The sequence below is a fragment of the Opitutaceae bacterium TAV5 genome (genome assembly GCA_000242935.3).
GTDB lineage: Bacteria > Verrucomicrobiota > Verrucomicrobiia > Opitutales > Opitutaceae > Geminisphaera.
In genome coordinates this window covers 365,286-391,007 of sequence record CP007053.1, presented here as the reverse complement: position 1 = coordinate 391,007, position 25,722 = coordinate 365,286, and the positions used below count along the sequence as shown (strand labels likewise).

At 63.7% G+C, this 25,722-nt stretch carries 24 protein-coding genes; 15 read left to right on the top strand and 9 right to left on the bottom strand.

Annotation, left to right across the window (positions count from 1 at the left end):
* The first annotated feature begins 144 nt into the window (after positions 1-144).
* Positions 145-1,815 carry a hypothetical protein gene (locus OPIT5_02105; GenBank protein AHF89230.1) on the top strand — a complete coding sequence of 557 codons (1,671 nt, stop codon included), beginning with the start codon at positions 145-147 and terminating at the stop codon, positions 1,813-1,815.
* A 15-nt stretch (positions 1,816-1,830) separates the two neighbouring features.
* Here OPIT5_02105 and OPIT5_02100 read toward each other — a convergent pair whose 3' ends face one another.
* The gene (locus OPIT5_02100; GenBank protein ID AHF89229.1) at positions 1,831-2,079 is read right to left on the bottom strand and encodes a transcriptional regulator; all 249 of its coding nucleotides are present in this window, start codon (positions 2,077-2,079) and stop codon (positions 1,831-1,833) included.
* 70 nt (positions 2,080-2,149) lie between these two features.
* On the bottom strand, positions 2,150-2,659 hold the full coding sequence (locus OPIT5_02095) for a hypothetical protein (GenBank protein ID AHF89228.1): 510 nt from the start codon (positions 2,657-2,659) through the stop codon (positions 2,150-2,152).
* A gap of 118 nt (positions 2,660-2,777) precedes the next feature.
* Here OPIT5_02095 and OPIT5_02090 point away from each other — a divergent pair, with 118 nt between their 5' ends.
* Positions 2,778-3,734 (top strand): semialdehyde dehydrogenase, encoded by a 957-nt coding sequence (locus OPIT5_02090; GenBank protein AHF89227.1) that lies wholly within the window; start codon positions 2,778-2,780, stop codon positions 3,732-3,734.
* A gap of 288 nt (positions 3,735-4,022) precedes the next feature.
* Here the strand turns inward: OPIT5_02090 and OPIT5_02085 are convergent, their stop codons facing one another.
* The 3 genes from OPIT5_02085 to OPIT5_02075 all read right to left on the bottom strand — a co-directional run bounded on the left by OPIT5_02085 (position 4,023) and on the right by OPIT5_02075 (position 6,495).
* Positions 4,023-4,505 carry an elongation factor GreAB gene (locus OPIT5_02085; GenBank protein AHF89226.1) on the bottom strand — a complete coding sequence of 161 codons (483 nt, stop codon included), beginning with the start codon at positions 4,503-4,505 and terminating at the stop codon, positions 4,023-4,025.
* A gap of 186 nt (positions 4,506-4,691) precedes the next feature.
* Entirely contained in the window at positions 4,692-5,351 is a 660-nt protein-coding gene (locus tag OPIT5_02080) for a Clp protease proteolytic subunit ClpP (GenBank protein AHF89225.1), read from the bottom strand.
* A gap of 79 nt (positions 5,352-5,430) precedes the next feature.
* Positions 5,431-6,495, bottom strand: coding sequence for a LacI family transcriptional regulator (locus OPIT5_02075; protein ID AHF89224.1), 1,065 nt, complete (start codon positions 6,493-6,495; stop codon positions 5,431-5,433).
* Positions 6,496-6,608: 113 nt separating this feature from the next.
* Here OPIT5_02075 and OPIT5_02070 point away from each other — a divergent pair, with 113 nt between their 5' ends.
* The 5 genes from OPIT5_02070 to OPIT5_02050 are packed head-to-tail and all read left to right on the top strand — an operon-like array spanning position 6,609 to position 13,211.
* Positions 6,609-7,568 (top strand): hypothetical protein, encoded by a 960-nt coding sequence (locus OPIT5_02070; protein ID AHF93983.1) that lies wholly within the window; start codon positions 6,609-6,611, stop codon positions 7,566-7,568.
* Between the two features lie 55 nt (positions 7,569-7,623).
* Positions 7,624-8,358, top strand: a complete 735-nt coding sequence (locus tag OPIT5_02065) for an N-terminal cleavage protein (GenBank protein ID AHF89223.1) — start codon at positions 7,624-7,626, stop codon at positions 8,356-8,358.
* 24 nt (positions 8,359-8,382) lie between these two features.
* The gene (locus OPIT5_02060) at positions 8,383-9,762 is read left to right on the top strand and encodes a glycoside hydrolase family 30 (protein AHF89222.1); all 1,380 of its coding nucleotides are present in this window, start codon (positions 8,383-8,385) and stop codon (positions 9,760-9,762) included.
* The gene (locus OPIT5_02055) at positions 9,755-11,923 is read left to right on the top strand and encodes a hypothetical protein (GenBank protein ID AHF89221.1); all 2,169 of its coding nucleotides are present in this window, start codon (positions 9,755-9,757) and stop codon (positions 11,921-11,923) included. Before OPIT5_02060 ends, OPIT5_02055 begins: the two co-directional genes overlap by 8 nt.
* Positions 11,924-11,930: 7 nt before the next feature.
* Positions 11,931-13,211: a hypothetical protein gene (locus OPIT5_02050; protein AHF89220.1), complete on the top strand. Its 1,281-nt coding sequence runs from the start codon at positions 11,931-11,933 to the stop codon at positions 13,209-13,211.
* Between the two features lie 41 nt (positions 13,212-13,252).
* Here OPIT5_02050 and OPIT5_02045 read toward each other — a convergent pair whose 3' ends face one another.
* A complete protein-coding gene (locus OPIT5_02045; protein ID AHF89219.1) occupies positions 13,253-14,035 on the bottom strand; it encodes a sporulation initiation inhibitor Soj in 783 nt (260 codons plus the stop codon).
* A gap of 249 nt (positions 14,036-14,284) precedes the next feature.
* Between OPIT5_02045 and OPIT5_02040 the strand changes: the two genes are divergently transcribed.
* The 8 genes from OPIT5_02040 to OPIT5_02005 all read left to right on the top strand — a co-directional run bounded on the left by OPIT5_02040 (position 14,285) and on the right by OPIT5_02005 (position 24,291).
* A complete protein-coding gene (locus tag OPIT5_02040; protein ID AHF89218.1) occupies positions 14,285-16,135 on the top strand; it encodes an elongation factor GreAB in 1,851 nt (616 codons plus the stop codon).
* A gap of 245 nt (positions 16,136-16,380) precedes the next feature.
* Positions 16,381-17,787: a cysteinyl-tRNA synthetase gene (locus OPIT5_02035; GenBank protein AHF89217.1), complete on the top strand. Its 1,407-nt coding sequence runs from the start codon at positions 16,381-16,383 to the stop codon at positions 17,785-17,787.
* Positions 17,788-17,846: 59 nt separating this feature from the next.
* Complete coding sequence (locus OPIT5_02030) at positions 17,847-18,257, top strand: hypothetical protein (GenBank protein ID AHF93982.1); 411 nt, start codon at positions 17,847-17,849, stop codon at positions 18,255-18,257.
* 11 nt (positions 18,258-18,268) lie between these two features.
* Positions 18,269-19,843 carry a histidine kinase gene (locus OPIT5_02025; protein ID AHF89216.1) on the top strand — a complete coding sequence of 525 codons (1,575 nt, stop codon included), beginning with the start codon at positions 18,269-18,271 and terminating at the stop codon, positions 19,841-19,843.
* Positions 19,840-20,541, top strand: coding sequence for a Fis family transcriptional regulator (locus tag OPIT5_02020; GenBank protein AHF89215.1), 702 nt, complete (start codon positions 19,840-19,842; stop codon positions 20,539-20,541). Before OPIT5_02025 ends, OPIT5_02020 begins: the two co-directional genes overlap by 4 nt.
* Before the next feature lie 358 nt (positions 20,542-20,899).
* Complete coding sequence (locus OPIT5_02015; GenBank protein AHF89214.1) at positions 20,900-21,055, top strand: hypothetical protein; 156 nt, start codon at positions 20,900-20,902, stop codon at positions 21,053-21,055.
* Positions 21,056-21,126: 71 nt separating this feature from the next.
* A complete protein-coding gene (locus OPIT5_02010; protein AHF89213.1) occupies positions 21,127-22,257 on the top strand; it encodes a glutaconyl-CoA decarboxylase subunit beta in 1,131 nt (376 codons plus the stop codon).
* Between the two features lie 114 nt (positions 22,258-22,371).
* The gene (locus tag OPIT5_02005) at positions 22,372-24,291 is read left to right on the top strand and encodes a threonyl-tRNA synthetase (GenBank protein ID AHF89212.1); all 1,920 of its coding nucleotides are present in this window, start codon (positions 22,372-22,374) and stop codon (positions 24,289-24,291) included.
* A 169-nt stretch (positions 24,292-24,460) separates the two neighbouring features.
* Here OPIT5_02005 and OPIT5_02000 read toward each other — a convergent pair whose 3' ends face one another.
* The 3 genes from OPIT5_02000 to OPIT5_01990 all read right to left on the bottom strand — a co-directional run bounded on the left by OPIT5_02000 (position 24,461) and on the right by OPIT5_01990 (position 25,673).
* Entirely contained in the window at positions 24,461-24,829 is a 369-nt protein-coding gene (locus tag OPIT5_02000) for a hypothetical protein (protein ID AHF89211.1), read from the bottom strand.
* Between the two features lie 125 nt (positions 24,830-24,954).
* Positions 24,955-25,425, bottom strand: a complete 471-nt coding sequence (locus tag OPIT5_01995) for a twitching motility protein PilT (GenBank protein ID AHF89210.1) — start codon at positions 25,423-25,425, stop codon at positions 24,955-24,957.
* Positions 25,425-25,673 carry a prevent-host-death protein gene (locus tag OPIT5_01990; GenBank protein AHF89209.1) on the bottom strand — a complete coding sequence of 83 codons (249 nt, stop codon included), beginning with the start codon at positions 25,671-25,673 and terminating at the stop codon, positions 25,425-25,427. Before OPIT5_01990 ends, OPIT5_01995 begins: the two co-directional genes overlap by 1 nt.
* Positions 25,674-25,722 lie beyond the last annotated feature (49 nt).

Sequence of the window (25,722 nt, the reverse complement as noted above, 5' to 3'; positions counted from 1 at the left end):
CCCCTCCCCCCCGTGGCGCGGACGGCTTCAGCCTTCACTCGCGGTTTTTTTTTCTTAGGGTGCGCGGCCATGCCATGCCTCCGGATGACTTTTGCCGCCGCGGTTGTCGTTTTCGTTACCGCCTTTGCCCTGTGCTGCCGGCCGATGCTGGCGGCGGAAGATACGGACGGGCGGGTGGTCGTCATCCTCGCCAACAGCGACGTCCCCGATTCGGTCGAGTTGGCCCGGCATTATGCGGAGGCCCGGAAGGTGCCGGAGGCGAACATCATCGCGTTGCCGATGCCGGCGAAGGAGACGATCACGTGGCGTGACTTTGTCGATACGATCTACAAGCCGTTGCAGGCAGAACTCGTGCAGAGGAAGTGGATCGATGCCATCACCGCGGACGAGGAGGACGAGCTGGGCCGGGTCAAATATGCGATTTCCGGTCATACCATCGCTGCGCTGGTCGTGTGCCGCGGCGTGCCCCTGCGCGTGGCCAACAACCCTGCGGCGACGGCGGCGGGGGCGGCCGGAGGAGGCGGACCGTTCCAGGCCAACAACGCGGCGGTGGACAGCGAACTGGCGCTGCTCGCCGCGAGCGGCTACCGGACCGCGGGGTTTCTGGCCAATCCGCTCTTCAACGTGAAGGAGCCGTCGTCACTGCAACGCGCGGGCGTCGTCATCACGGGCCGGCTCGACGGGCCGACGCCCGAGGCCGCGCGGGCGCTGGTGGACAACGCGCTCAAGGCCGAGCATGACGGACTGATCGGCCGCGCCTACGTCGACATCGGCGGGCCGCACAAGCAGGGCGACCAGTGGCTGGAGGAGACGGTCAAACAGCTCGCGCCGCTCGGCTACGACCTGGCCGTGGACCGCGCGCGCGGCACCCTGCCGGCCAGCGCCCGCCTCGATGCGCCGGCGCTCTACTTCGGCTGGTATGCGGGCCACATCAACGGACCGTTTCTCGAAAAAGGTTTCCGCTTCCCGCCGGGCGCGATCGCGCTGCACATCCACAGCTTTTCGGCGGCCACGCTGCGCAGGCCGGACGCGGGATGGACGGGACCGTTTGTCGCGCGCGGCGTCACCGCCACGGTGGGCAACGTTTACGAACCGTACCTGCAATTCACGCACCAGCCGCACCTGTTGCTGGAGGCGCTGCTGGCGGGCAAGCCGCTGGGCGAGGCGGCGTTTTACTCGCTGGCGGCACTGAGCTGGCAGGCCATCCTGGTGGGCGATCCGCTGTACCGTCCGTTCGCGGCCGATGTGGAATCGCAATGGCAACGGCGCGCCGATCTCCCGCCGGAACTCGTCCCCTACCTCGTGATCCGGCGCATGCGCTTGCTGGCGGCAGCCGGCAAGACCGACGAGGCGCTGGCCGTCGGGCAGGCGCAACTGCGGCGTGATCCGGCCCTGCCGCTGATTCTCGCGATCGGAAGAATGCAGCTCGATGCGGCCAAGGCGGACGCCGCCGGGAGCGCGGAGAAAACGGAAGCCGCGAAACGCACGCTCGGGGTGCTCTCGCTGTTTCAGAGCATCCGTCCCGTGGACGCGCCGATGTTTGCCGAAGGAGCGGCCCTGCTCCAGGAGGCCGGAGAAACCAAGGCGGGATACGAGCTGTTTTCCCGCCTGCCGGAGTTGCCGGGGCTGTCGAAGGCGGTGCGGACGGGCCTGCTGAAACAGGGTCCGGCCATCGCAAAAAAGGCGCTCGATTTCACCCAGGCCGCACGGTGGGAAAGCGAATACAAGGAGTTGACCGCACCGCCGCCACCCAAACCCCCGCCGCCGCCCAGGCCGGACTCCGCACCCGCGGCGGTCACGGCGCCGAAGAAGTGAGGAAGCAAAACAACGTCAGGAGGTTCCGTCCGGACCTTTGGCAAGTTCTTTGAGCGTGTTGTGATACCGACGATCAAGATCTTCAACGATCGCCATTTGACGGATTGTTCCCTCATCCGCAATCATCAGCCGTCCGCTCTTGTCCGTGCCGCTGGTCGGTAAAAAGGTATCGCCTTCTTTGGCATTAAAATATCCGAGCACGTCTTCGGGCAGGATAACTCCGAGCGAATGACCGATCTTGCGAATCCTGAGAGTGGCATTCATGGCTAATCACAAGGTGCCCAGGTCCGCTCACAGGATCAAGCATCGTGTCCGTCCGTGCTGCCTCTCCGCTTCACTCGATCCACACCAGATCGCCGGCCCGCACCTCCTCGTAAAGCCCGATGATCTCCAGGTTGCGCATGAGCACGCAGCCGTGGCTCATCGGAGTGCCGAGGCCGCTTTCCTGGTTGGTGCCGTGGATGTAGACGAGCCGTTCCCAGGTATCGACATCGCCCCCCCGGTTGACACCCGGTTCGAGGCCGCGCAGGCGCAGGATGCGGCTGGTGATCAAGTTGGGACGCTGGTCGGCATCGGGCAGTTCGGAAAAATGGCGGCCGGTCGGAACGCGTCCCTTGAATACCATGCCGGGCGGCTGGCCGGCGCCGATCCGTTCGGAAATTTCATGCAGGCCGCGCGGAGTGCCGAGACTGTCCTTCACGTTGCTCGGCGGGCGCCGCGAGGTGGAGATCACGAAGCTGCGGAGGAGGTTGCCCCGGTGAAAAAACTGCATCGTTTGTGTGTCGATACGCACGACCAGCAGCCGTTCTGAAGGCTTGATGCCGAGACGGCCGCTTGTTTGCATCATCCGTTCCAAAGGAGAATCCATCGTGAATAATCGTTTGCCAGTAGTCGGTATCGTCGGCGCCACGGGTGCCGTCGGTCAAGAGTTGGTCCGCCTCTTGCAGGAGCGGGCCTTCCCCATGAAGTCGTTGCGGCTTTTCGCCTCGGCGCGTTCGGCGGGCAAGATCATCGAGCGGGACGGCAAAAAGTACACGGTGGAAGAGGCGAAGCCGGGCGTGTTCGAGGGCGTCGACCTCGCGTTTTTCGCGGCGGGCGGCTCCGTGACGCGCGCGCTGGCCAGGGATGCCGTCGCCGCCGGCTGCGTGGTGATCGACAAGAGTTCGGCGCTGCGCATGGAGCCCGACATTCCGCTCGTCATCCCGGAGATCAATCCGGAAAAGCTGCGCACGCACAACGGCATCATCGCCAACCCGAACTGTTCGACGGCCATCATGCTCATGGGGCTCTGGCCGCTGCACCAGGCGTTTGGCCTGAAGCGCGTGATCATTTCCACCTACCAGTCCGTGTCCGGCACGGGCGCGGAGGCCGTGCGCGAACTCGAGGCGCAGATCCAGGCTTACGTGAAGGGCGAGCCGGTCGTGCACACGGTTTACCCGTACCAGATCGCGTTCAACTGTATCCCGCAAATCGATACGTTCGACGCCACCGGCTACACCGGCGAGGAAACGAAGATGGCGCAGGAGAGCCGCAAGATCATGGGCCTGCCCGGTCTGAAGGTGTCCGCCACCACGGTGCGTGTGCCGGTGGTGCGGGCGCACTCGATTTCGGTGAGCGCGGAGTTCGAGCGTCCGGTGAGCATCGCCAAGGCGCGTGCCGCGATCGAGGCGTTCCCGGGCGCGGTGCTCGTCGATGACGTGGCGAACAAAAAGTATCCGACGCCGCTCGACTTTGCCGAAAAGGTGAAGTGTGGCGTGGGCCGCCTGCGCATCGATACGGCGTTCGACAACGGCCTCAGCTTCTGGGTCAGCGGCGACAATCTCTGGAAGGGCGCCGCGCTCAACGCCGTGCAGAATGCCGAGCTCATGATCCGCGAAGGCATCCTCTGGCCGAACGCCGAGGCGGTCGCAGCCGGCTGAGGGTCGGCTGGGCCACTTGCCCGGCGAAGGGGGATACCGGCAGCCGGTGTAGCTGCGAACGTAAGTTCGCAGGCTGGCAGGCCGGCGAGCACCCGGAACCTGCGAATTGTGGGCGTTGCCACGCCCAGCCCTTCGGGCCATCGCCTGCGGCGATGCCATCTCCGCGCTGCTGCGCTCCGTCACGTTCGCAGCTACGTGCCGGACGCCCTTTCGTGTGAAATTTTCGGCGCAGGAGTCAGTGATTTCCCATCCGTCGCGATCACACCCGCCGCCGTCATTCCTTCACCGCTACGCGATGTGCACGATCCGGGCCGCGCTGGCGGTCGCCGGCCGGCGTCCGGGGAGCGGGACGGAATCGCCGGGGACGCGGCCGAGCAACTGGCGGCCGAGCGGAGCGGTAGGCGTCAGCACGGTGATCTCGCCATCGCCGGTTTCGACGGAAAGTCCGCCGCGTTGCGGACCGAGGAAATAGCGGTGGAGCTTGCCGGAGCCGTCCTCGAGCACGACGAGGGAGCCGGTGGCGACGTGCGTGCCGCCGGCGGGCAGCGGCAGGGTGCGCCAGGCTTCGATGGCGGAGGCGAGTTCGCCGGCGAGCCGGGCTTGGCCTTCGGCGAGATAGGCGGCTTCCTGCGAGTGCATGTCGTACTTGTTTTCCGGTTTGCTCTCCTCGCTGGTGGCTTCGTCGTGCGAGTCGCGGGCGGCGCGAATCTGCGTGTCGAGCTCGGCTTCGAGTTGACGGATGATGGCGGCGCGCAGGTATTCTTTGTCCATGGGGAGGGGAGAGAGTGGGGGGAAAGTGTCGAAGGTCCGAAAGTCGAAGGTCGAGTCCTGGTCGCTGCGCGACCAAATCTTAAGGGATGCGCGCGAAGCGCGCAGTGGTGACTTGCCGACTTGCCGACTTTACGACTTACGACCTTCGACGGTAAAGGGGGGGCGGCGAATGCCGCACCGCTTTGCCTACAGTTTTTCGATGATCCGGTCGGCGAGACCGTACTCGATGGCTTCTTTCGCGTTCAGGTAAAAATCGCGATCGGTGTCCTTGTTGATCCGTTCGATCGGCTGGCCGGACGCGTCGGCGAGGATCTGGTTGAGCTCGGCGCGGAGCTTCTCCATTTCCTGGGCCTGGATGTTGATATCCGTGGCCGGGCCGATGAAACGGCCCGAGATGAGCGGCTGGTGGATGAGAACGCGCGAATGGGGATAGAGGAGGCGGCGGCCCTTTTTCGCGCCGGAGAGAAGGATCGATCCCATGGAGGCGGCCATGCCGGTGACGACGACCGTGATGGGCGAGGAGACGAGTTGCATGGTGTCGTAGACCGCCATGCCGGCCGTGATCGAGCCGCCGGGAGAGTTGATGTAGAAGGTGATTTCTTTCCCGGGCGCGATGGCTTCGAGGTAGAGGAGTTTTTCGGTGATGTCCTTGGCGGATTCGTCGGTGACGGCGCCCCAGAGGAAAATCTTCCGTTGATCCAGGAATTTTTTCTGGATGAGGGCGGCGACGGGCGCGGCGTTTTTCCTGAGGGCTTCGTCGCCTTTGGCGTCGTCGTCATCATCGTCGTCGTCATCGAGACGGGGAAGGGGAGCGGAGAGGCTGGTCTGGAGATTGTCGAAATGCATGAAGAGCCAACGTTGGAGCGCCTGCGGCGTTTTGGCAAGGGGCGGTGATGAGGTTCGCAAACAGGGGGGGAGGGGGGGCTTAGGCGGGTCTTGTGGTCCGGCCCTCGACCCAGCGGCCGGGGAGGGTGAGGATTTTGGGATTTTCGGGCAGGCCGGTTTCGTTGCTTTCGAGCTGTTCGATGACGAGATCGACGGAGGTGGCGCCGAGCCGTTCGGGTTCCGGGTCGATACCGGAAAATTCGGGAGCGCTCGGGCAGCGGTTGAGCACGGCGATGCTGACATCGTCGGGCACGCGCACCCCGGCCCTGGCGAGCCAGCCGGGGATGTCGCCCCAGTCGAAGGTGAGGATGGCGTCGGGTTTCTCGCGGCGAAACCAGGTCATGAACGCCTGCTCCGTCCATTGGCCGGCGGGCGGGATGTGGATTGCAAGCTGGTGTGGACGTGGACGGGAGCGCGTGTTGATCGCGTCGGTCTCGCCTCCGAGTTCGATGAATCTCCGGAAGGCCGCCGTGATCCGGAAACGGGCGCTGGGCACATGGGTCGCCTTGTAGGCCAGGCCAATCCGGCGGCAGCCGCTTTTCCACAGGTGGATCATGGCCGTTGCCGTATTGGCGAAATAGTCCTCGGCCACACGATGCAGCGACGGTCCCACCGAGAAATCGCTCTGTGTGGCCACGGTGAATTTTTCCCAGTCGAGTTCGATGGTAATGCCCGGCTGGGCAAACAGCATCAGCGCCAGGCCGCGGATGCCGCGGGCGCGGAGAATCCTGTTGAGTCGCGCGGGCGGGCAATCGGGATCGTTGTACCAGAATGTCGCCGGCCGGTAGCCGCGCTCTGCGAGCCGCCGTTCCATGCCGAGGAAACGGCGGTTGACGAACACCAGATCCCGGCGTGCCTCCGCTGGCGGAAGGGAGTGCGTGAGCAACAACGCCACCGTGGCCTTGTGGGGCAGTTCTCGCCGTCCCTGCCGGATATGTCGCATCAGGGCGGATACGTTCGGGTTGCGCCGGTAGCCCAGTTCACGGGCGATCTGCCGGATTTCGGCCTTCCGCTCCGCCGAGATGTCCGGCGCGCCGCGCAACGCACGCGACACCGTGGCGATGGTGGTGCCGGCCTGGCTGGCGATTTGCTTGAGGGTGACCATAGGCGTAACGATTTACGGAACGGACTTCTTGAGCGTATCCGGTCCACGAGTCAAAACCTGACACAGACACCGCCCCGTTCTCGGGCCAACCCGAAAAACCACGCCAAATTCTCATGAATACCATGCTCGTCCCAGGTTGCCGTTATCATGCTCTTGTCCGCTTCTCCGGTCATTTCCGGCAATGTCTTGTTTGTGCCATTACTCTCCTTGCCGTTGTCTTTATCTGCACGCGCTCCCATGCCGACACTATCGGTTACTGGCGCTTTGAAGAGGGGAAGGTCACTGCCGACTCTTCGGGGAACAATCTGACCCTCTCCCTGCTCGGCTCCAGCTATGGAGGCTCCTCGTTCGGCTATGCCATCGATCGCAACGATCCGGGTTCCCCCGGTTATGCGTTTCCGGCCAGCATTGATGGCAATGCCAATGCCGGGGCCTTGAAAAAAACCGGACGGGGATACTACTACGGAGTGAATGATTCCCCCGCCTTTACGCTCACCAATGCCATTACTGTCGAAGCCTTCGTGAATCGCGCCGATGCCACTGCCGCCACGATCGCGTCCAGGCGTGGCAATACCGCCGGTGGCACCAGCTGGTCATTCCTTGTTGGCAGCAGCGGCACGCTCCTTTTCCAGTATCAGTCGCAACAAGGCGGAGCATGGGGAAGCACGTCTTCCACCTGGGAATCGCTGGACTCCGGCCTCAGCATCACTGCAGGACATGATTACTACGTAGCTTTTGCCATGGACCTTCTCGACAAGACCTCCGCAGGCGCGACCTTCTACGTTCAGGATCTGACTGCCGGTACCGGAATGCAAACCGCCAGTGTTGCGCATTCCTTCACGACGATCGGTAACACCAACCAGCGTTTCACCATCGGAGACACCTCGACCCAAGGCACGGGTGATGCGTGGAATGGTGCCATCGACGAAGTGCGCCTCTCCAATTCGCGCCTCGGCCAGGGTGAGTTGCTCATTTCCCAGATTCCCGAACCGGCGGCAGTCTCCGCTCTTGTCGGAGCCGGTGTGCTTGCCGCGGGCATCGCAATGCGCCGCCGCCGGTCTGCCGGGCGCTGAAACCGGACCGGCTTCATTCTTCATTCTCCCCGAAAACAGGAAACCTGCATCCCATATGAAAAACTCCGCACATTCCTTCCGACGCAGCACTGCGTTCACCCTGATCGAACTTCTCACGGTCATTGCGATCATCGGCATCCTTGCCGCCATCATCATCCCCACCGTCAGCAAGGTGCGCGAGTCTGCGCGCAGCGCCCAGTGCAAAAGCAACCTTCGCCAGATCGGCATCTGCACGCATCTGTACGCCCAGGACAACAAGACGTTTCCTACCTGCAACAACGAGTTCTGGACCTACGAGCTGGCGCCGTACCTGTATCCAAACGCGCAGACGACATTCCAGAAACGCACCGGGGGGCCGGTTGTCGAGTGTGCGGGGCGAAGCATTCGCCTCGACGGGTCGATCAACCGCAGTTACGCCGCCAATCCGTATGTGTTGGTCAACGGAACCGGAACCACACCTCGCACAAGACCGGAAATGCTCACCCGCCCCACGGAGACGATGTTGTTTGCCGATGCCAACCAGCGTCCCGCCGATTCCGGCGACCAGTGGCCGGCCTGTGCCGGGATCTATTTCGGCGGGTTTGGCAGCATCGCCAACCTTTCGCCGTCCAGCAACACCGTCGCCACGGCCGACACCGTTCTCCCGGACGGACCGGACAAGGACGATTCCGCGACCGCCTACTTCCGTTTTCGTCATGGCGACAAGTTCAACGCCGTCATGGGAGACGCCTCGGTCCGCACTTTTACCAAAGGGCAGATCAGGGAGCGGAATGTTTTTATCCATTACTGAGTTCACCCCGGATGTAATTTTATAATGAATACTGATTCCGGTCGTTGCCGCGTCAGGTTCCTCCGCGCCGGAAACCCGGCCCTGTCTTTCGCCATTCCGGTCCTGGCGGCGTTCGCCGGGTTTCTCTCATCCGCCGGAATTGCCCTCGGGGCGGCTTCTGTCACGCTTACCCGCAGCACCACGTACCAGACGTTTTGGGGATTCGGCGCATCGGCCAATGATCCGGTTGCCACGCTTTATAACGACTACAACGCGACCACGCGGGCGGCGATACTGGACAAGCTGTTCGGCACGACATCCGGCGGCGCCGGCCTCTCGATCGTCCGTCTGGAGATCAATCCTTTCACGGAAGCGGAAGACCCGGTGCAGACGACCTGCCTGCCGGCCGATGGCGTCTGGGACTGGGAGACGGACGAGTATCAACGCTGGTTCGCCGAAGAAGCCATCGCACGAGGGGTGACGCAGTTTTATGCCGTGCCCTGGAGTCCGCCGGGCTGGATGAAAACCAACGGATCGCCTGCCAACGGCGGTTATCTCGCGGAAGAAAATTACGACAAGTTTGCCGACTACATCAAAACCTGGGTCGACCACTACCGCAACGTCTTCGGTATCCCGGTGAAGTGGGTAAGCGTCCAGAACGAGCCCAACACCAATGCGACCTGGGCCAGTTGTCTCTACACGACCACGGCCTTGGATATCGTTGCCGCCAGGGTTGCCGACGCCGTCCACGACCTCGATCAGGGAGTGCTGGTCGGCGCGCCCGAAGGATCGGGCCGGTATGTGACCCATCAATACGTGACACCCCTGAGTGCGACGACGATCGAAAAGCTGGATTTCGTCCCCACTCACAGCTACGGAAGCGATTTCAATATCAACGCCCGCGGCAAGCCGGTCATCAATACGGAGGTATGCGAGACCGGAGCCAACGATCCCTCGATGACGGACGGTTTGCGCTGGGCCAACATGATTGCCGCGAGCCTGAAGAAAAACGAGCGGGGGTGGCTTCACTGGTGGGCGGTTGCCCGGACCTCATCCGGCCAGAGCCTGATCAATCTGGAAGCGGACGACGCCTGGTCGGTCAACAAGCGCCTCTACGTGCTGGGCCAGTATGCGCGCTGGCTGCGTCCCGGCGACACGCGATTTCTGGCGGCCGTATCCGGGACCGCCGACCTCGTCGCCGTGGCCGGGAAAAACGGAGCGGGGCAGGCCGCGCTTGTGGTGATCAACAACGGCAGTAATGAAATATCAACGACCATAACCGGAGTAATCGGCACGGAGCTTTCGGCCTGGCGGACCAGCGACACGGAGGATCTGGCGGCTCTCGCGACGATTCCCGTCGTCAGCGGCAAGGCCACCGTCATGATTCCGGCGGCATCCGTGACCACTTTTATCGAGAATGAGTAACATCCCTCTCCTCCGGGCGAAAATCGCGTGCTGTCACCTTCTCTGCCTGACCAGCGGAATCGCTCCGATCATGGCGGCGCCATCGGCCCTGCCTGTTTCCTCTTCTCGCATCCCCCTGCAGATCGCCCCCGACTCCACCTGGGCACCCTACGAGCATACGCTCGAAATCGAGCCCGGTGGAGTTTTTGATTTTTCGGCTCTCATCGACGCGCCCGCCGGGAAGTTCGGGCCGCTCGTCGCCACTCCCGGAGGACACTTCGAATTTTCCGGGAAACCGGGAAGCCGGGTGCGTTTCTGGGGAGTCAATCTTTGCGGCACGGCCAATTTCCCCGAACGGGACGAAGCGGATCGTCTGGCCGCACGGCTGGCCCGTTCCGGCTACAACACGGTGCGATTGCATCACTTCGACGCCCTGCTCGTGCGCAAGGGCGGGAAATCATACGAACTCGATCCGGCCCGGCTCGACCGGCTCGACTACTTCGTTGGCGCGCTCAAGAAACACGGGCTCTACCTCAATATCGATCTCTACTCCGAACGCGGTTTCCGCGACGACGAGTGGGCCGAATTTGGCCTGAAGCCATCCTCGAAGTATGTGTTCAAGGGGCTGGTGCCGGTCTCCGACGCCGCGTTTGCCACGTGGGCGCGCTATGCAAAAAATCTCCTTGCCCGGCGCAACCCGTACACCGGCCTGACCTGGGCCGAAGATCCCGCCCTGATCGGGATCTGCCCGATCAACGAGGACTCTCCGTACGCCCGGGTTCACTACGGTGAACTGGCTCCGTTGTACCGGCGCGCCTTTGAAGCATGGCGCAAACTTCCGGAGAACGCCGCCGCCATCCCGGCCGGAGAGACCGGTGAAAAAGAGGCCGTGGCGTACAACCGGTTTGTCTTTGAGCAGTGCATCCGCGCGGATCGCCGTATGGCCGAATACCTCCGCGGGATCGGTGTCAAAGCCCTGCTCACGGGCTCCAATCATCGCACGGTCCAGGGACTCGCGTATGCAAGGGAACACTACGATTATGTGGACAACCACCAGTACTGGGATCATCCCGTCTTCCCGAAAGGAGGCTGGCGACTTCCGCAAGCGCACACCCAGTTCAGCGCCATCCGCGGAGACCCGGCGCTGACGGCGGCTCCCGCATCGCGTCCGTATGGTCCGGGTGCCGGCGCGGCCTTTGCGCCGCGCGCGATCATGCCGACACGCGTGTTCGGGAAGCCCTTTACCGTGACCGAGTTCAATTATTGCCGTCCCAATGGCTATCGTGCCGAAGGGGCCGTCGTCATGCCGGCCTACGCCAGCCTCCAGGACTGGGACGCGCTCTACAATTTCCAGTATGCTTCCAGCCGGAAAACCGCGCTCGAAGGCGGTGCGGACAGCCGGTTCTCGATCGCGTGCGATCCGGTCAACCTCCTCGCCGACCGTCTGGGAGCCCTCCTTTTCCTGCGCGGCGATATCGCACCCGCCCGTGGGGCCGTCAGTTATGCCGTCCACCCGGAAGAGGCGTTTTCCGAAATCGGGAAACCTTTTCCCGACGGATTTTCCTATTGGGGCTTGGTCAAGCGTATCGGTTCCCACACCGGTGACGCGGCTCCTCTCTCCGTCGCCGCTTATGCGACAACTGCGGCGTCGGAAAATTCAATCGCCACGCAGCGCCGGTTCGTCAGCGACACCGGGCAGATCGACATGCGCACCGACGCCGGCACCCTGCGCGTCGTCACGCCGCGCAGCGAACTTTTCAGCTTGCCGGCGGGGGCCTCGGTCAAAGGTGAACATGTCATCGCCGGCAACGGGCCGTCATTCGGCGCGATCGCCGTCGTTTCGGTGGATCCGGAGTCCCGCCCGCTTGCGGAGAGCAGCCGCATCCTTGTCCTGCATCTCACCGATGCGCTGCCTTCGGGGATGACTTTCGCCGACGGGGATCGTCGCCTTGTCGAGGTGTGGGGCAATCTCCCCCACCTCGTGCGACGCGGATCGGCGACGCTCGACCTGAAGCTCGCTTCCGGCGATGCCTGGCGCGCGTGGGCGGTGGACGCATCGGGGAAGCGGTTGCGTGAAGTTGCGCTTGTTCATACCGTTTCGGCTGCCGGTGACAGCTGGCAACTCCGGATGGAGACGGTGACACCCGACGGCGTGCAACTGGCTTACGAACTGGTTAGGTAGTAGACAAATGAATACGGATACCCTCCTGCAATCCCCGCTTTTTGTCCGGCACACCGATCCGGCAACGGGAATCGAAAGCTTCATCCTTGCCGGGTCTCCGGCGACGGAGGGCCGACGCGAGGCGCCGCTCCGGCAGTCGTTCTATTACGTCAACCCGAGCCTGTCGGACGACTCGCGTTTCCTCTGGTTTTATTGCGCGTTTCCTCCCGCCGGCAGTGCGCATGGCGGGCGTACCCTGGGGGTTGCCGATTTCGAAAAACACCGGATTCATCATTTTCCCGAGACGCAGTTCACGCACGCTTCCCCCTGGATCGACGCCGCGACGGGGAACGTTTACTGGTGCAACGAAACCGGTATCTGGACGCGTTTGCCCGATCCGGCCGATCACGCCCGCCTGGCATGTCGTTTCGCCCCCGGGTTCCTTCGCGGGCGCGAGGTTCATCGCATCGCCACGCACCTCACGCGGACGTCCGATGGACGGGCCTTTGCCTTCGATGCGAAGATCGGCAACACCTGGTATGGCGGTCTCGCGCCTCTCCGCGGCAGGGGAGTCGACGAGGTCGGCGAGATTGGTGAGGGTGATATCTGGCACGCGCATACGATCGCCAACGACAATTTCAACCATGCCCAGGCCTGCCCGGCCGACGCTGGCCTGATCCTGTATGCAAATGATCATTACACGGATGGCGCGTCCGGCGCGGTGCACCGTTATCGCAACCGCATGTGGCTGCTCCGGCGAGGCGAGGCTCCGTTTCCTGTGTATCCTCAAGCCGTCCCGACGCTGTCCGGCGAACGTGTCCTGCACGGCAATCCGGACCGGCGTTCCCGTCACGGCCACGAATGGTGGAGCGCCGACGGGCGCCATATCTGGTACATTCACTACAACCGCGGAGTGGAGCGCGTGGCGCTGGCCGACGTGCTGGCGGCGCAGGCGGCCGGTGGCGCCAGGAATCCGCGAGCGGATCTGGTCTGGCCGCATCCGCTGCTTGCCCACGCGCATAGCAACGCCACCGACACCGCGCTGGTGCTCGACAGCCCGGTTGCCGACGACGGCGGAGCCAGCGGCTGGCGCGTGACGTTTGTAAATCTCGAAAGCGGGCGTGACATCGACATCGTCAGCAGGCAACCTGCGGCGCGGCCCTCCGATGCCCGCTATCATGTTCATCCCCACCCGCAGTTTTGCGTCGGCGACGAATTGATCTGTTTCACGACAACGGTGCACGGAGGACGCCCCGACGTGGCCTTCGCCCGCGTGGCCGATCTGGTTGCCCGGACGGCGTTATCATGACGGGAGCCGTTCCCCCGCCGGGGAGGGGCGGCCGGCCTCGTTCAGGATTTCAACTGAAAGCGCTGGATCACTTCCTTCGCCAGAAACCGGTAGGCGGTGGAGCCGGGCGAGGACGGGTCGTAGGCGAAGATCGTCTTGCCGAAGCTCGGCGCCTCGCTCAGGCGCACGGTGCGCGGGATCACGGTGTTGAAAATCTTGTCGGGCAGGTGCTGCTTCACCTCGTCCACGACCTGCCGCGAGAGGTTGGTGCGGATGTCGAACATCGTCATGACGATGCCTCCCAGTTCGAGGCCGCCGTTGACGCCGGCGTCCTTGATGCGTTCGACGTTGCGCAGGATCTGGCCGAGGCCCTCCAGCGCCATGTATTCGCACTGGAGCGCGATGAGCAGGTAATCGGCGGCGGCGAGGCTGTTCATCGAGAGCATGCCCATCGAAGGGGGGCAGTCGATGATGATGGCGCGGAACCGGTCGCTGGCGCGCACGGGTTCCAGGATGGTGCGAAGGCGGGCGAGGTAGTTTTCGGACTGGGCGATCTCGATCTCGGCGGCGGCGAGGTCTTCCTCGCAGGGGATCAGCGAGAGGTGCGGGTACGCCGTCCCGGTGATCATCTCGAGCGCCGTGCTCTCGCCGCGCAGCGGACCGTACAGGCTGCGGCCTTCCTGTTTCTCGACGCCGATGGCGCTGGTGGCATTGGCCTGCGGATCGAGGTCGATGAGGAGCGTGGGAATCTTTTTCTCGGCGAGGGCGGCGGAGAGATTGACGGCGGTCGTGGTCTTGCCGACGCCGCCTTTCTGGTTGGCGATGGTGAAAATGGTCGAGGACATGACGGTGGAAGCAGGGTGGTGTGCGGGAGATGCCGGGTGGCGCGCGGGAGGAGCGGGAGGCGGACAAAAAATGAACACACCATAACGCACACCCCGCCCGCGCGGTGCAAGACGCTTGATGCGAACCGGTCCCGCGACCCCCGGAAAATACGCGCCCGGCCTGCCGGCGATCATCCCAAGTCGTTGGATTGACACAGCCCGCCACGCTCCGCTTAAGTGACCAATTCATTCAAGAAAACCCGACTTTACATGACTACGGAAGACGTTGCTGCGCTGATCGCCAAGAACCCGGCCCTGAAAACGGCCAAAGCCAAGCTGGAGACCATGAAATCCGGCTCCTGGTGCATCCACTCGAGCTGGGGATTCGGCCAGATCCAGTCGTATGACGCTGACAAGCAGCGCCTTATTATCGATTTCGAAGGCAAGAAAGGTCATCCGATGGACCCGGTCTTCTGCGTCAAGACGCTCGAGGTCCTGCCCGCCAACCACCTTCTCGTCCGCAAGCAGACCGAGACCGAAAAAATCAACAAGCTCATCGCCGAGGACCCCGCGCAGCTCTTCGTCGAGGGCCTCGAGGCCTATCCGAATCAGGCCGCCACCGGCATCGAAATCGAGTCCGTCCTCGCCCAGGTCGTGGGCGCGGAGAAGTTCAAGCGCTGGTGGAGCTCCGCCAAAAAGATCGTCCTCAAGGACCCCCGCGTCGGCCTGCCGCTCAAGAAAACCGAGTGTTATTACATCCGCGAGACGCCCATTTCCAACGAGGATGAAATCCTCGAGTTCTTCAACGGCACCCGTTCCGCCCGCCGCCGCATCAAGCTCGCCGAGGAGCTCCTCGCCGCCGCCGACAAGAAGGGCACCAACCCCGAGACCATCCAGGCCGTGCTCACCGGCATCGCCGCCGCGGTCAAGGATTCCAACCAGCTCACGCCTGCCGAACGCCTCTACGGCGCCTCCGTGCGCGACGAACTCGCCAAACTCGCCGGCCAGGACCCCGCCACCTTCGAGCCCACGCAGTCCTCGCTCATCGCCAACGCCCGCGACCTGCCGCACATCGTCGAGACGATTCCCGTGCAGTTCCAGTCCCGCCTGCTCGAACTCATCAAGGAGACCTTCCCGATCGAGCACCGCGACATCATTTTCAACCTCCTCAAGATCTCGCAGGGCAAGTTCACCACCGAGTGCATCAACTTCCTCGTCGAGAACGGCTACGGCGACGAGCTCGCCGACTCGCTCAAGCGCTGGCAGATCGAGCAAAACCTCCGCGCTCCCGTCCTCCTCTGGATCGTCAAGAACCGCCACTCCAAGAAATTCGCGCGCATCCTCGGCGAGCTCATCACGCCGCGCCTGCTCAGCTCTGTCTTTTACGCGATCGACTACGAGGCCCTCCAGGCCGCCAGCGCCCGCCGCATCCCGCTCGCCGAAATCCTCAGCGACGACACCGAGCTCATCCCCGACCTCCTCGCGGCGGCCGACACCGAGACGGCCCGCGATCTCGCCAACACGCTCCTCCTCAACCAGGGTTTCGAGGATCTCACCAAGAAGTCGCTCCTCGCCCGTTTCATCAAGCTGTTCCCCTCCATCCAGTCGCTCGTCGCCGGCGACGCCGAGGGCAAGGAAGAGCAACTCCTCGTCTCCCGCGAGAGCTACGAGCGCAAGCGCGAGGAGTACGAGACCATCGTTTCCAAAAAAATCCCGGAGAACAGCAAGGCCATCGCCACCGCCCGCGAGCACGGCGACCTGAAGGAAAACTCCGAGTACAAGATGGCCAAGCAGGACCAGCAGATCCTCATGGCCCAGAAGGCCCTCCTGGAAAAAGACCTCAGCCGCGCCCGCATCACCGATTTCAAGGACGCTCCCGCCGACAGCATCGGTGTCGGCAACATCGTCGACCTCAAGATCGGCTCCACCGGCAAGACCGTCACCTATACGCTTCTCGGCGCCTGGGACAGCGTGCCCGAGCAGAACATCATCGCCTACAAGACGCCGCTCGGCCAGGCGCTGCTCGGCAAACGTTCCGGTGACACCGTCAAGGTCAAGATCGGCGCCGCCGAGGAGTCGTACACCGTGACCGGTATCCGCCGTTACGCGACCGCGAGCTGATTGGTTCCGCGGCCGGTTCCTTCCGGCGCGACCCTTCGACAGCTCTTCCTCCTCCTGCCCTGCCGTGAAATACCGGCGGGGCTTTTCTTTGTTCCGAACCGTTTGCGGCGAATTTCCTGCGCCCGCCGGCCGCTTCCTGCAAAAATCCCCTTTCCGCTCACGCGCGAAACCTGTTAGCGATTTTGTCCTTTCACGCCTTTTCCCGCCCGGTTTCCGCTTTTTCTGTTTTTTTTCTGCCGAACCACATGGCCATCCGCCTTCACGACTCCCTCTCCCGCGAAACCCGCGAACTCCGTCCCTCGCAGCCCGACGGCGTTTTCCGTTTCTACAACTGCGGCCCCACCGTCTACGCGGCTGCCCACATCGGCAACTTCCGGACTTTTGTCGTGAATGACCTCCTCCGCCGCCTGCTCGAGATCGAATTCGGGCCGGAAAAAGTCCGCCACGTGCGCAACCTCACCGACGTCGACGACAAGACCATCCGCCGCTCCCGCGAGGAGCACCGCGCGCTGGCCGACGTCACCCGCCAGTGGACGGAAAAATTTCACGCCGACTGCGCCGCGCTCGGCTGCCTGCCGCCGCACGTCGAGCCCGCCGCCACCACGCACATCCCCGAGCAGATCGACATGATCGCCGTCCTCGAGCGCAAGGGCCACGCCTACCGCGCCGCCGACGGCTCCGTGTATTTCAAGGTCAGCTCCTTTCCCGGCTACGGCGCGCTCTCCCGCGTGAAGGAACGCGAGCTCAAACCCGGCTCCGCCCTCGCCGCCGCCAAGGCCGCCCACGATGCCGACGAGAAGGAAGACGGCTCCGACTTCGCGCTCTGGAAAGCGCACAAGCCCGAGGACGGCGACGTTTTCTGGCCCAGCCCTTGGGGCCAGGGCCGGCCCGGCTGGCACATCGAGTGCAGCGCCATGAGCAAAAAACACCTCGGCGACACCATCGACCTGCACACCGGCGGGGTGGATCTCCTCTTCCCGCACCACGAAAACGAAATCGCCCAGAGCCAGTGCTGCAACGGCACCCTCTTCGCGCACCACTGGTATCACAGCGAGCACCTCCTCGTGGACGGCAAGAAGATGAGCAAGTCGCTCAACAACCTCTACACGCTCGACCAGCTCCGCGGGATGGGGCACACCCCGGCCGCGCTCCGCTACGCGCTCCTCGCCGGCCACCCGCGCAAGCAGCTCAACTTCACGCTCGATTCGCTCCACGCCGCCGAGAAAGCCCTCGCCACGCTCCGCGCCTTCCGCGCCCGGCTCGAAAAGCGCAACACCCACCCTGCCGCCCCCGCCAGCGCCCGGTTCGACGCCGTCCTCGTCGCCCTTCACGAAGACCTCAACACCCCCGCCGCCCTCGGCGCGCTTTTCGGCGAGATCAACAGCTACGACCACAAACCCGCCACGCACGGCGACCTCGCCGCCTTCGACCGCGTCGTCCTGCACGCCTTCGGCTTCGATCTCGCGCCCCCGCCTGCGGCCCCTGCCGCCGAGGCGCCTGCCGACGTCACCGCCCTCGCCGAAAAGCGCTGGGCCGCCAAACAGAAAAAGGATTTCGCCGCCGCCGACGCTCTCCGCGCCGAACTTGCCGCCGCCGGCTGGGCGATGCTCGACCGCAAGGACGGCTACTCGCTGGAGCCGGCCAGAAAATGATGCGCCGGCGGGAGGCCGGAGTGTAATCGGAAGTGGTGGTGGCATGGGCATCCTTGCCCATGAAGTGGCACGGGCTTCCAGCCCGTGTTCTGCGGGCGTCCCGCCCGCCTCCACTCTTACTCTTTCTCGTTCTCTCACTTTTTCTCCGGATCGTACTCATTCTCGTACTCCTTCTCTTTCTCGTACTCGTGCTGCGGCGCGCCGTGCGAGTGCCGTGCGAGTGGCCGGAGCAGGAGAACGATCAGGAGAAAGAGAAGGAGAACGAACCCGGACCGGAGAAAGAGAACGAGAAAGAGTACGAGAACGATTCCGGCGTGGCACGGGCTTCCCGCCCGTGTTCCGGAAGGCGGCGCTTTGCGCCGTCCACGGGCAAGGATGCCCGTGCCACTTTTTATTCACCACTTTCCAATTACTCCGACCGGCACGTTCGCCAAATGCGACATGGACAGCACGCCGGATACCGCTTGTAAGATGTCGTCCAGTGCCTGCCCGGTTACATCCTTCCATTATCCCGGCCAGCGGTCCCGACGCCTCCGGCGACGTGATTGACCGGGAAACGCGCCAGCCCCCGGTGTGGCGCGAGTATGCGGAGGTGTTGCTCGTGATCGCGGCCATCACGACCGTCGCGTGGTTCGTGCCGGTCGATTACCGCGTCTTCGGCGACATCTATCTGCTGGCGGTGATCGTGCTGTGCCTGCGCGTGAGCCGGTGGGCGATCCTCTTTGCCAGCGTGGCGAGCGTGGTCGCGTGGAATTTTGTCATCGTGCCCCCCCGCATGGCGTTTTCCCAACTCTATCTGCACGACAGCATGTTTCTCGGCACGTATTTTGTGGTGGCGATTGTGGCCGGTCAGCTGACCGCCCGGCTTCGCGAGAAGGAACAGCAGGAAAGGCAGCGGGAGCAGCAGGCCACGGCGATGTTTCACCTGACCCGCGCTCTGGGCAGCGCGCGCACGCTTGACGAAGCGGTCGACGTGGCGCTCCGCCAGGCCGACACCCTGTTCGGAGCACCCACCGCCCTGTCGCTGCTGGGCAACAACGGCCGCCTCGCGCTTCATCCGGCCAGTTCGTTTCCTCTCGATGAGCGGGAGCTTGCCCTGGCCGAATCGGCCTGCCGCGAAGCCGGAGCGGAAGAACAACCCGCCCCCGCCTTGCCGCACGGGCAGGGGGCGCATCTCGCGGTGAGGCGGGGGCAAACCGTGTTCGGTGTCTTTTCCGTCCAGTGGTCCCGGCGCGGGGCGGACATGCCGCCGAAATACCGGAAACTGATGGAGGTTTTTGTCGGGCAGATCGGCCTTCTCGTCGAGCGTGAGCAGTTCCGGGCCGCCAGCGAACGCGAAAAACTGCTGGCCGAATCGGAGCGCATGCACCGCACGTTGCTCGACAGTGTTTCCCACGAACTGAAGACGCCGGTCGCCGTGCTGCGGTCGGCCGCCGAAGGCCTCGCGAGGGAAAAGGGCGCGCGGCGCGAAATCCTCGCGCAGGAAATCCGCACCGCCGCCCGCAGGCTCGACCACCTCGTCGCCAACCTGCTCGACCAGACTCGCCTCGACGCCGGCCGGCTCAGGCTGCGGCTCGACTGGTGCGACGTCCACGACCTGATCGGCGCCGCCCGGCGCGCGGTGGGCGAGGGCCTGACGACCCGGCCGCTGACGATCGCGGTCCCTGCGGACATGCCGCTCTTCATGGCCGACGCGGTCCTGATGGAGCACGTGCTGTCCAACCTCCTGCTCAACGCCCTGCATCACACCCCGGCCGGCACCGCCATCTCGGTGTACGCCGGCATGGAAAAACGGGAGCCCGGCGGCGAATGCGTCTTTGTCACGGTTGCCGACCGCGGCCCCGGGCTCGCTCCGGAATCCCGGGCGAAGCTGTTCCAGAAATTCGAACGGGGCGACCATGCGCGCGCCGGCGGCCTCGGGCTCGGCCTGTCGATCGTCCGCGGTTTTATGCTCGCCCAGGGAGGCGACGTCGTGGCTGATGACAACCCGGGCGGCGGCGCCCGTTTCATGATCTATCTTCCCCACAAGGTTCACGAATCGGTCCCTCACGAATGAATGAGCAACCTTCCCCGTCCTCCGTCCTGATCATCGACGACGAAACCCAGATCCGCCGGCTGCTGCGGTTCACGCTCGAAGACGCGGGCTATGCCGTCAGCGAGGCCGAGGCCGGCCGGCCGGGCCTCGTGGAGGCCGCCCATCACCCGCCGGATGTGATCGTCCTCGATCTCGGGCTGCCGGACATGTCGGGCATCGACGTGCTCCGGCGGCTGCGCGAATGGAGCCAGACACCGGTGCTCGTCCTCTCGGTGTTCGGGGAGGAAAGCCGCAAGATCGAGGCGCTCGACGCCGGGGCCGACGACTACCTGATCAAACCTTTCGGCGGAGGCGAACTCCTGGCGCGGCTGCGCGCCTTGCTGCGGAGAACCCGGCCCAGCGAGGCGCCCTCGGTCATCCGTTTCGGCACGGTCGAAATCGACCTGACCGATCGCCGGGTAACCAAGGACGGCGAAACCGTGAAACTCAGCGCCAAGGAGTACGCCCTCCTGCGTCTTCTGGCGACGCATCGTGACAAGGTGCTCACCCACCGGCAGATTCTCGCCGACGTCTGGGGACCGGAAGCGGAGGGGCAGACGCACTATCTCCGTGTATTCATGATGAGACTACGAAAGAAGATCGAGGACGAGCCCGACTCCCCCCGGCACCTCCAGACGGAGTCGAGCATCGGTTACCGCCTCGTGAGCGATCCGGGCTGAAGCGCGCTCACCCTCCGTCCCGTCCCTCCCCCCCCTGCATTCCGCCTTTCTGCGGCGAAGCCGCCTTGGAGTGCGGCAGCAACTGACATCACATTGAGTCGCACCCCTTCGTTATCTCCTGGGCGATGGATTGAAGGTTTTTGAGTAAAAGGCTGTTAACCAGACAGTCCTGGATCAGGGAAAATGGGCCGAAGCGGGAAGACTGACGCCCCGGATTGTGAAGCGGGAACGGGTCGATCTGTTATTTTAAGATAAACGAAAAATAAACAGCAATATCTGCGCAGCGGCGGGAAAGTGATTCTGTCATCCTGAAAACCGCTCTCCGGCTGATCGGAAGCGGACTCATGTTATGATCACCATTCCTGACACTGTTTACGGTGCTGTTATTATCAGTATCATCGATTTTTTTCTCAGTTTTGTCATCATCACCTTCATCGGTGTGGTGCTCCGGCTGCTTCCGCTCGTGAACCGGCGCTGGAAGATCGACGAGGCGAAACTCCGCAGCGGGCACTGAGCCCGGGCGGCATGGCATGAACAGCAAGGCCCGGAGGCACGGCAGCCGGGCCGGAAGCACACGACATCTTTATGTTTAACCAACTCACATCCTTGTTGGAGTCCCTCATGTCCCAGACGGGCATCGCGCATTTCTGGTGGGGGAATCTGGTGATGATCGCGATCGGCGCCACGATGGTGTTTCTGGCGATCGTCAAGAAATACGAGCCGTTCCTGCTGCTCGGCATCGGATTCGCCTGCATCGTGGTGAACGTTCCGGGTTCGGATCTGGTTCTCCCCGGCGGGCTGTTTCACTACGCCTATCAGGGCGTGAGCCTGCTGATCGTGCCTCCGCTGATCTTTCTCGGCGTCGGGGCGATCACCGATTTCGGTCCGATGATCGCCAACCCGAAGCTGGTGCTGCTGGGCGCCGGCGCGCACCTGGGCATCTTTGTCGCGCTGATCCTCGCCAAGGCGATCGGCTTCTCGCTGGAGGAGGCCGGGGCGATCGGCATCATCGGCGGCGCGGACGGACCGATGGCGATTTTCGTCACCATGAAACTCGCCCCGCACCTGCTGCCGCAGATTTCCGTCGCCGCCTACTCCTACATGGCGCTGATGCCGTTGATCCAGCCGCCGGTCATGCGCCTGCTGACCACCAAGGAGGAGCGGGAGATCAGCATGAAGCAGATGCGCCCGGTCAGCCGGCTGGAAAAGATCCTCTTCCCGATCGTGATCGCGGTGATCGTCAACCTCTGTTTCCCGCCGGTCGCCCCGCTGGTGACGATGCTGATGCTCGGCAACCTGCTGCGCGAATCCCTCCTCGTCGGCCGCCTCGCCGAGACCGCCGGGGGCACGCTGCTCAACGTGATCACGCTCGTCCTGACTGCCGCCATCGGCTCCACCATGACCGCCGACACGTTTCTCACGGCCAAGACCCTGCAGATTATCACCCTCGGTCTGATCGCCTTTGTTTTCGGCACGGGCTCCGGGGTGCTGACGGCCAAGATCATGAATCTCTTCCTCAAGCAGAAGATCAACCCGCTGATCGGCTCGGCCGGCATTGCCTCGGTGCCGATCGCGGCTCGCGTTTCCCACCAGGTCGGCATCCAGGCCAATCCCCGGAATTATCTGATCTACCATGCGATGGGTCCGAATCTCGCGGGCGTGTTCGGCACCGCGATTTCCGGCGGCATCCTGCTGGCCCTGCTGGGCGTGCACTGAGCCGGAGCCCGGGGGCGCGGTCGCGTCGCTCCCGGCAAGCGGATTGACATCGAATCGTTCCGGTGGCGGTCTGTTCCTTCGCCCCTGCAATTGTAGGCAGGGGCATTTTTTGCCATGTCCATGACACCGCTCGAAGAAATCCGCCACTCGTCCGCGCACATCCTTGCGACGGCCATCCTCCGCCTCTTCCCCGAGGCCAAGCTCGACATCGGCCCGCCGACCGACAGCGGTTTCTACTACGACATCGATCTCGATCACAAACTCACGCTCGACGACCTCGCCCGCATCGAGGCCGAGATGAAAAAAGTCATCGACGAAAACCAGCCCTTCCGTCGCACCGAAGTCAGCCGCGAGGAAGCCGTCGGGATCATCAAAAAAATCGGCCAGGAACGCTACAAGCTCGGCCGCCTCGCCGACATCCCCGAAGGCGAAGCCATCTCGTTTTACCAGAACGGCGAGTTCATCGACCTGTGCGCCGGCACCCACGTCCGCTACACCAAGCAGGTCAAGGCGTTCAAACTCCTCTCCATCGCCGGCGCGTACCATCGCGGCGACGAGAAAAACAAACAGCTCCAGCGCATCTACGGCACCGCCTTCGCCACCAAGGACGAACTCGCGCAGTTCCTCGAACGCCAGGAACAGGCCAAGCTCCGCGACCACCGTAAACTCGGCCGCGACCTCAAGCTCTTCCACATCGACGAAGACGTCGGCCAGGGCCTCATCCTCTGGACCCCCGCCGGCTCCGTCGTGCGCCAGGAACTGCAAAACTTCATCAGCGAGGAACTCCGCAAACAGGGTTATTCGCAGGTCTTCACGCCGCACATCGGCAAGCTCGCGCTCTACAAGACCTCCGGCCACTTCCCCTACTACAAGGACGCGCAATTCCCCGCGATCATCGAGCCGGACCAGCTCGCGCAGATCAGCGAGGCCGGCTGTAGTTGCGCGGAAATGACCGCGCGTCTCGAAGCCGTCTCTCCCGCCTTCGCCGCGCAGCTCAACGAGCGGACCGGCTCCACCCTGATCGGCGCCGACCGGATCAAGGACCCGACCGAATTGCTCGACGGCTTCCTCCTGAAGCCGATGAACTGCCCGCACCACATAAAAATCTTTGCGTCGCAGCCGCACTCCTACCGCGACCTTCCCGTGCGGCTCGCCGAGTTTGGCACCGTCTATCGCTGGGAACAATCCGGCGAACTCAACGGCATGACCCGCGTCCGCGGTTTCACGCAGGATGACGCCCACCTCTTTTGTACCGAGGAGCAGATCGCGCAGGAAATCCAGGGCTGTCTCGCGCTCGTCAAGATCGTGCTCACCACGCTCGGCATGGCCGACTACCGCGTGCGCGTCGGCCTGCGCGACCCCGATTCCAACAAATACACCGGCGCCGCCGAAAACTGGGACAAGGCCGAAGCCGCCTGCCGCACCGCCGCGCAGACCCTCGGCGTGCCCTTCACCGAGGAACCCGGCGAAGCCGCGTTCTACGGGCCGAAGATCGACTTCGTCATCAAGGACGTGATCGGCCGCGAGTGGCAGCTCGGCACCGTGCAGGTGGACTACAACCTGCCCGTCCGCTTCGATCTCAGCTACATCGGTCCCGACAATCAGGCTCACCGTCCTGTGATGATTCACCGTGCGCCCTTCGGTTCGATGGAGCGTTTTTGCGGTGTGCTCATCGAGCATTTTGCCGGCGACTTCCCGGTGTGGCTTGCGCCCGAGCAGGTGCGCATCCTCCCGATTTCCGACAAGGTCGCGGAGTATTCACAAAAACTCTACACGGAGCTTCGTGAAGCCGGCGTGCGCGTCGTCCTCGACAGCGACAGCGACAAGATCGGCGCCAAGCTCCGCCGCGCGGAGCTGGCAAAAATCCCGTACATGATCGTGGTAGGCCAGAAGGAAGCCGAAGCCGGCGCGATCAGCGTCCGCAGCCGTGCGAAAGGCGACGAAGGCACAAAAACCTTTGCCGACTGGAAACCGCGCCTCCTCGAGGAAATCCGCACCCGCGCCCTGCCGGTGAAGGTCGAGAAAAAAGCCTGACCGCTACCGGGCGGGAAGTGGCGCGGGCGTCCCGCCCGCCGTGGGAGCGGCGGCATTCCTGCCGCTGCGACGAGGCGCAACGCGCCTCGCCTCCGAACCGTGCGAACCGTGCGACGCTGCGCGTCGTCCAGCGGTCTGGAGACCGCCGCTCCGATGTCCGGCGGCCCGGTCAGGGGCCATTGGCGGCGCCGGGTGGCTTGAAGGCCACCGCAAACCACACTGCTGCCAGAATCAGGGCGAAGCTCACCGCATAGTTCCAGGTCAGCCGTTCCTTCAGCACCAGCCAGGCAAAGCCGACGAAGACGGTCAGGGTGATCGCTTCCTGGAGGATCTTGAGCTGATAGCCGGAAAAAGTCCCCGTGAGGTACCCGGCGCGGTTGGCCGGCACCATCAGGCAGTATTCGAAAAACGCGATGGCCCAGGAGACAAGAATCACGGTGAACACCGGGCGTCCTTCGAGCCATTTGAATTTGAGGTGCCCGTACCACGCCAGCGTCATGAAGACATTGGACGCGAAGAGTAAAAGAATGGTTTTCATGCAGTCGACCGACAGGAGGACATGGAAGCGTGATGCCGCTTTCCCTGACCGTCGCCAAGCCGGGATTGGCCACGGTTTCCCGTTTTCCCGCCAACGGCGAATGCCATGCGTTCCTGGTGACGGCGTCAGGCTACCGTCCTGGGCAAGCGGGCGGGCAGGACCGTGAGGCCGGCTTTGCGGGCGACGGCGCGCTGGCGGTCGTCGAACGAGGCGAACTCGCGACTCCCGATTACCAGCGCCGCCGCCACATGCAGCAGGTCAAGGCTGCGGCATTTCGTGGTCACGGCGTGCGCCTTCGACAATTCTTCGGCGCGACGGAAAACCGCCGGCAGATCATAGGCGGGACGCTCGTAGCGCCCCTCGTCGATATCGTCCTGAAAGTCGTCCAGCGCGGCGGTCATGTCTGCGGCGGAGAGTTCGCCGCGACTGTGTTTCAGGCGGATGGCGTTGCGGATTTCGAGTTCCTGGAAATGCGTGAGCGGCAGCGGGGCGGAGGTGCGCAGGACGATGGCATCGGCTTCATCCGAGTTGCTTTCCGTGGCGTAGGTTTTGAGCAGAATCCCCGTATCGATATAGGTGCCGGTTGGCAGGGCCATCAGTATTCGCCCCTCCCTTCATCGACGATTTCGGAGAGCGGTTTTCCGGGAGGCGGTCCATCGGGAAATATCCGCCTTCGCCGCGCAGCAAAATCCGGCCACTCCACTTTTTTCTTTTTGCGGGCGGCGGGTCTGAGCGTGGCGAAGGATTGCCCGCGGCGGGTGATCGTGACGGATTCGCCGTCCTCGATCCATCGGGAAACACGGGCAAAATTGTTGCGAAGATCGGCGACGGTGGCGGTTCTCATGATGAGAGATGATCTATCATACATAACCCGCCGTCAAGCGGTGCGTCCC

What these genes read in the sequence shown, in the direction of transcription:
- OPIT5_02075 (AHF89224.1), bottom strand. Translation starts at nt 6,495, where the DNA reads ATGGTCACCCTCAAGCAAATCGCCAGCCAGGCCGGCACCACCATCGCC.
- OPIT5_01990 (AHF89209.1), bottom strand. Translation starts at nt 25,673, where the DNA reads ATGAGAACCGCCACCGTCGCCGATCTTCGCAACAATTTTGCCCGTGTT.
- OPIT5_02055 (AHF89221.1), top strand. Translation starts at nt 9,755, where the DNA reads ATGAGTAACATCCCTCTCCTCCGGGCGAAAATCGCGTGCTGTCACCTT.
- OPIT5_01995 (AHF89210.1), bottom strand. Translation starts at nt 25,425, where the DNA reads ATGGCCCTGCCAACCGGCACCTATATCGATACGGGGATTCTGCTCAAA.
- OPIT5_02020 (AHF89215.1), top strand. Translation starts at nt 19,840, where the DNA reads ATGAATGAGCAACCTTCCCCGTCCTCCGTCCTGATCATCGACGACGAA.
- OPIT5_02050 (AHF89220.1), top strand. Translation starts at nt 11,931, where the DNA reads ATGAATACGGATACCCTCCTGCAATCCCCGCTTTTTGTCCGGCACACC.
- OPIT5_02085 (AHF89226.1), bottom strand. Translation starts at nt 4,505, where the DNA reads ATGGACAAAGAATACCTGCGCGCCGCCATCATCCGTCAACTCGAAGCC.
- OPIT5_02070 (AHF93983.1), top strand. Translation starts at nt 6,609, where the DNA reads ATGAATACCATGCTCGTCCCAGGTTGCCGTTATCATGCTCTTGTCCGC.
- OPIT5_02095 (AHF89228.1), bottom strand. Translation starts at nt 2,659, where the DNA reads ATGCAAACAAGCGGCCGTCTCGGCATCAAGCCTTCAGAACGGCTGCTG.
- OPIT5_02100 (AHF89229.1), bottom strand. Translation starts at nt 2,079, where the DNA reads ATGAATGCCACTCTCAGGATTCGCAAGATCGGTCATTCGCTCGGAGTT.
- OPIT5_02035 (AHF89217.1), top strand. Translation starts at nt 16,381, where the DNA reads ATGGCCATCCGCCTTCACGACTCCCTCTCCCGCGAAACCCGCGAACTC.
- OPIT5_02090 (AHF89227.1), top strand. Translation starts at nt 2,778, where the DNA reads ATGAAGTCGTTGCGGCTTTTCGCCTCGGCGCGTTCGGCGGGCAAGATC.
- OPIT5_02045 (AHF89219.1), bottom strand. Translation starts at nt 14,035, where the DNA reads ATGTCCTCGACCATTTTCACCATCGCCAACCAGAAAGGCGGCGTCGGC.
- OPIT5_02030 (AHF93982.1), top strand. Translation starts at nt 17,847, where the DNA reads ATGAAGTGGCACGGGCTTCCAGCCCGTGTTCTGCGGGCGTCCCGCCCG.
- OPIT5_02010 (AHF89213.1), top strand. Translation starts at nt 21,127, where the DNA reads ATGTTTAACCAACTCACATCCTTGTTGGAGTCCCTCATGTCCCAGACG.
- OPIT5_02060 (AHF89222.1), top strand. Translation starts at nt 8,383, where the DNA reads ATGAATACTGATTCCGGTCGTTGCCGCGTCAGGTTCCTCCGCGCCGGA.
- OPIT5_02080 (AHF89225.1), bottom strand. Translation starts at nt 5,351, where the DNA reads ATGCATTTCGACAATCTCCAGACCAGCCTCTCCGCTCCCCTTCCCCGT.
- OPIT5_02000 (AHF89211.1), bottom strand. Translation starts at nt 24,829, where the DNA reads ATGAAAACCATTCTTTTACTCTTCGCGTCCAATGTCTTCATGACGCTG.
- OPIT5_02105 (AHF89230.1), top strand. Translation starts at nt 145, where the DNA reads ATGCTGGCGGCGGAAGATACGGACGGGCGGGTGGTCGTCATCCTCGCC.
- OPIT5_02005 (AHF89212.1), top strand. Translation starts at nt 22,372, where the DNA reads ATGTCCATGACACCGCTCGAAGAAATCCGCCACTCGTCCGCGCACATC.
- OPIT5_02065 (AHF89223.1), top strand. Translation starts at nt 7,624, where the DNA reads ATGAAAAACTCCGCACATTCCTTCCGACGCAGCACTGCGTTCACCCTG.
- OPIT5_02040 (AHF89218.1), top strand. Translation starts at nt 14,285, where the DNA reads ATGACTACGGAAGACGTTGCTGCGCTGATCGCCAAGAACCCGGCCCTG.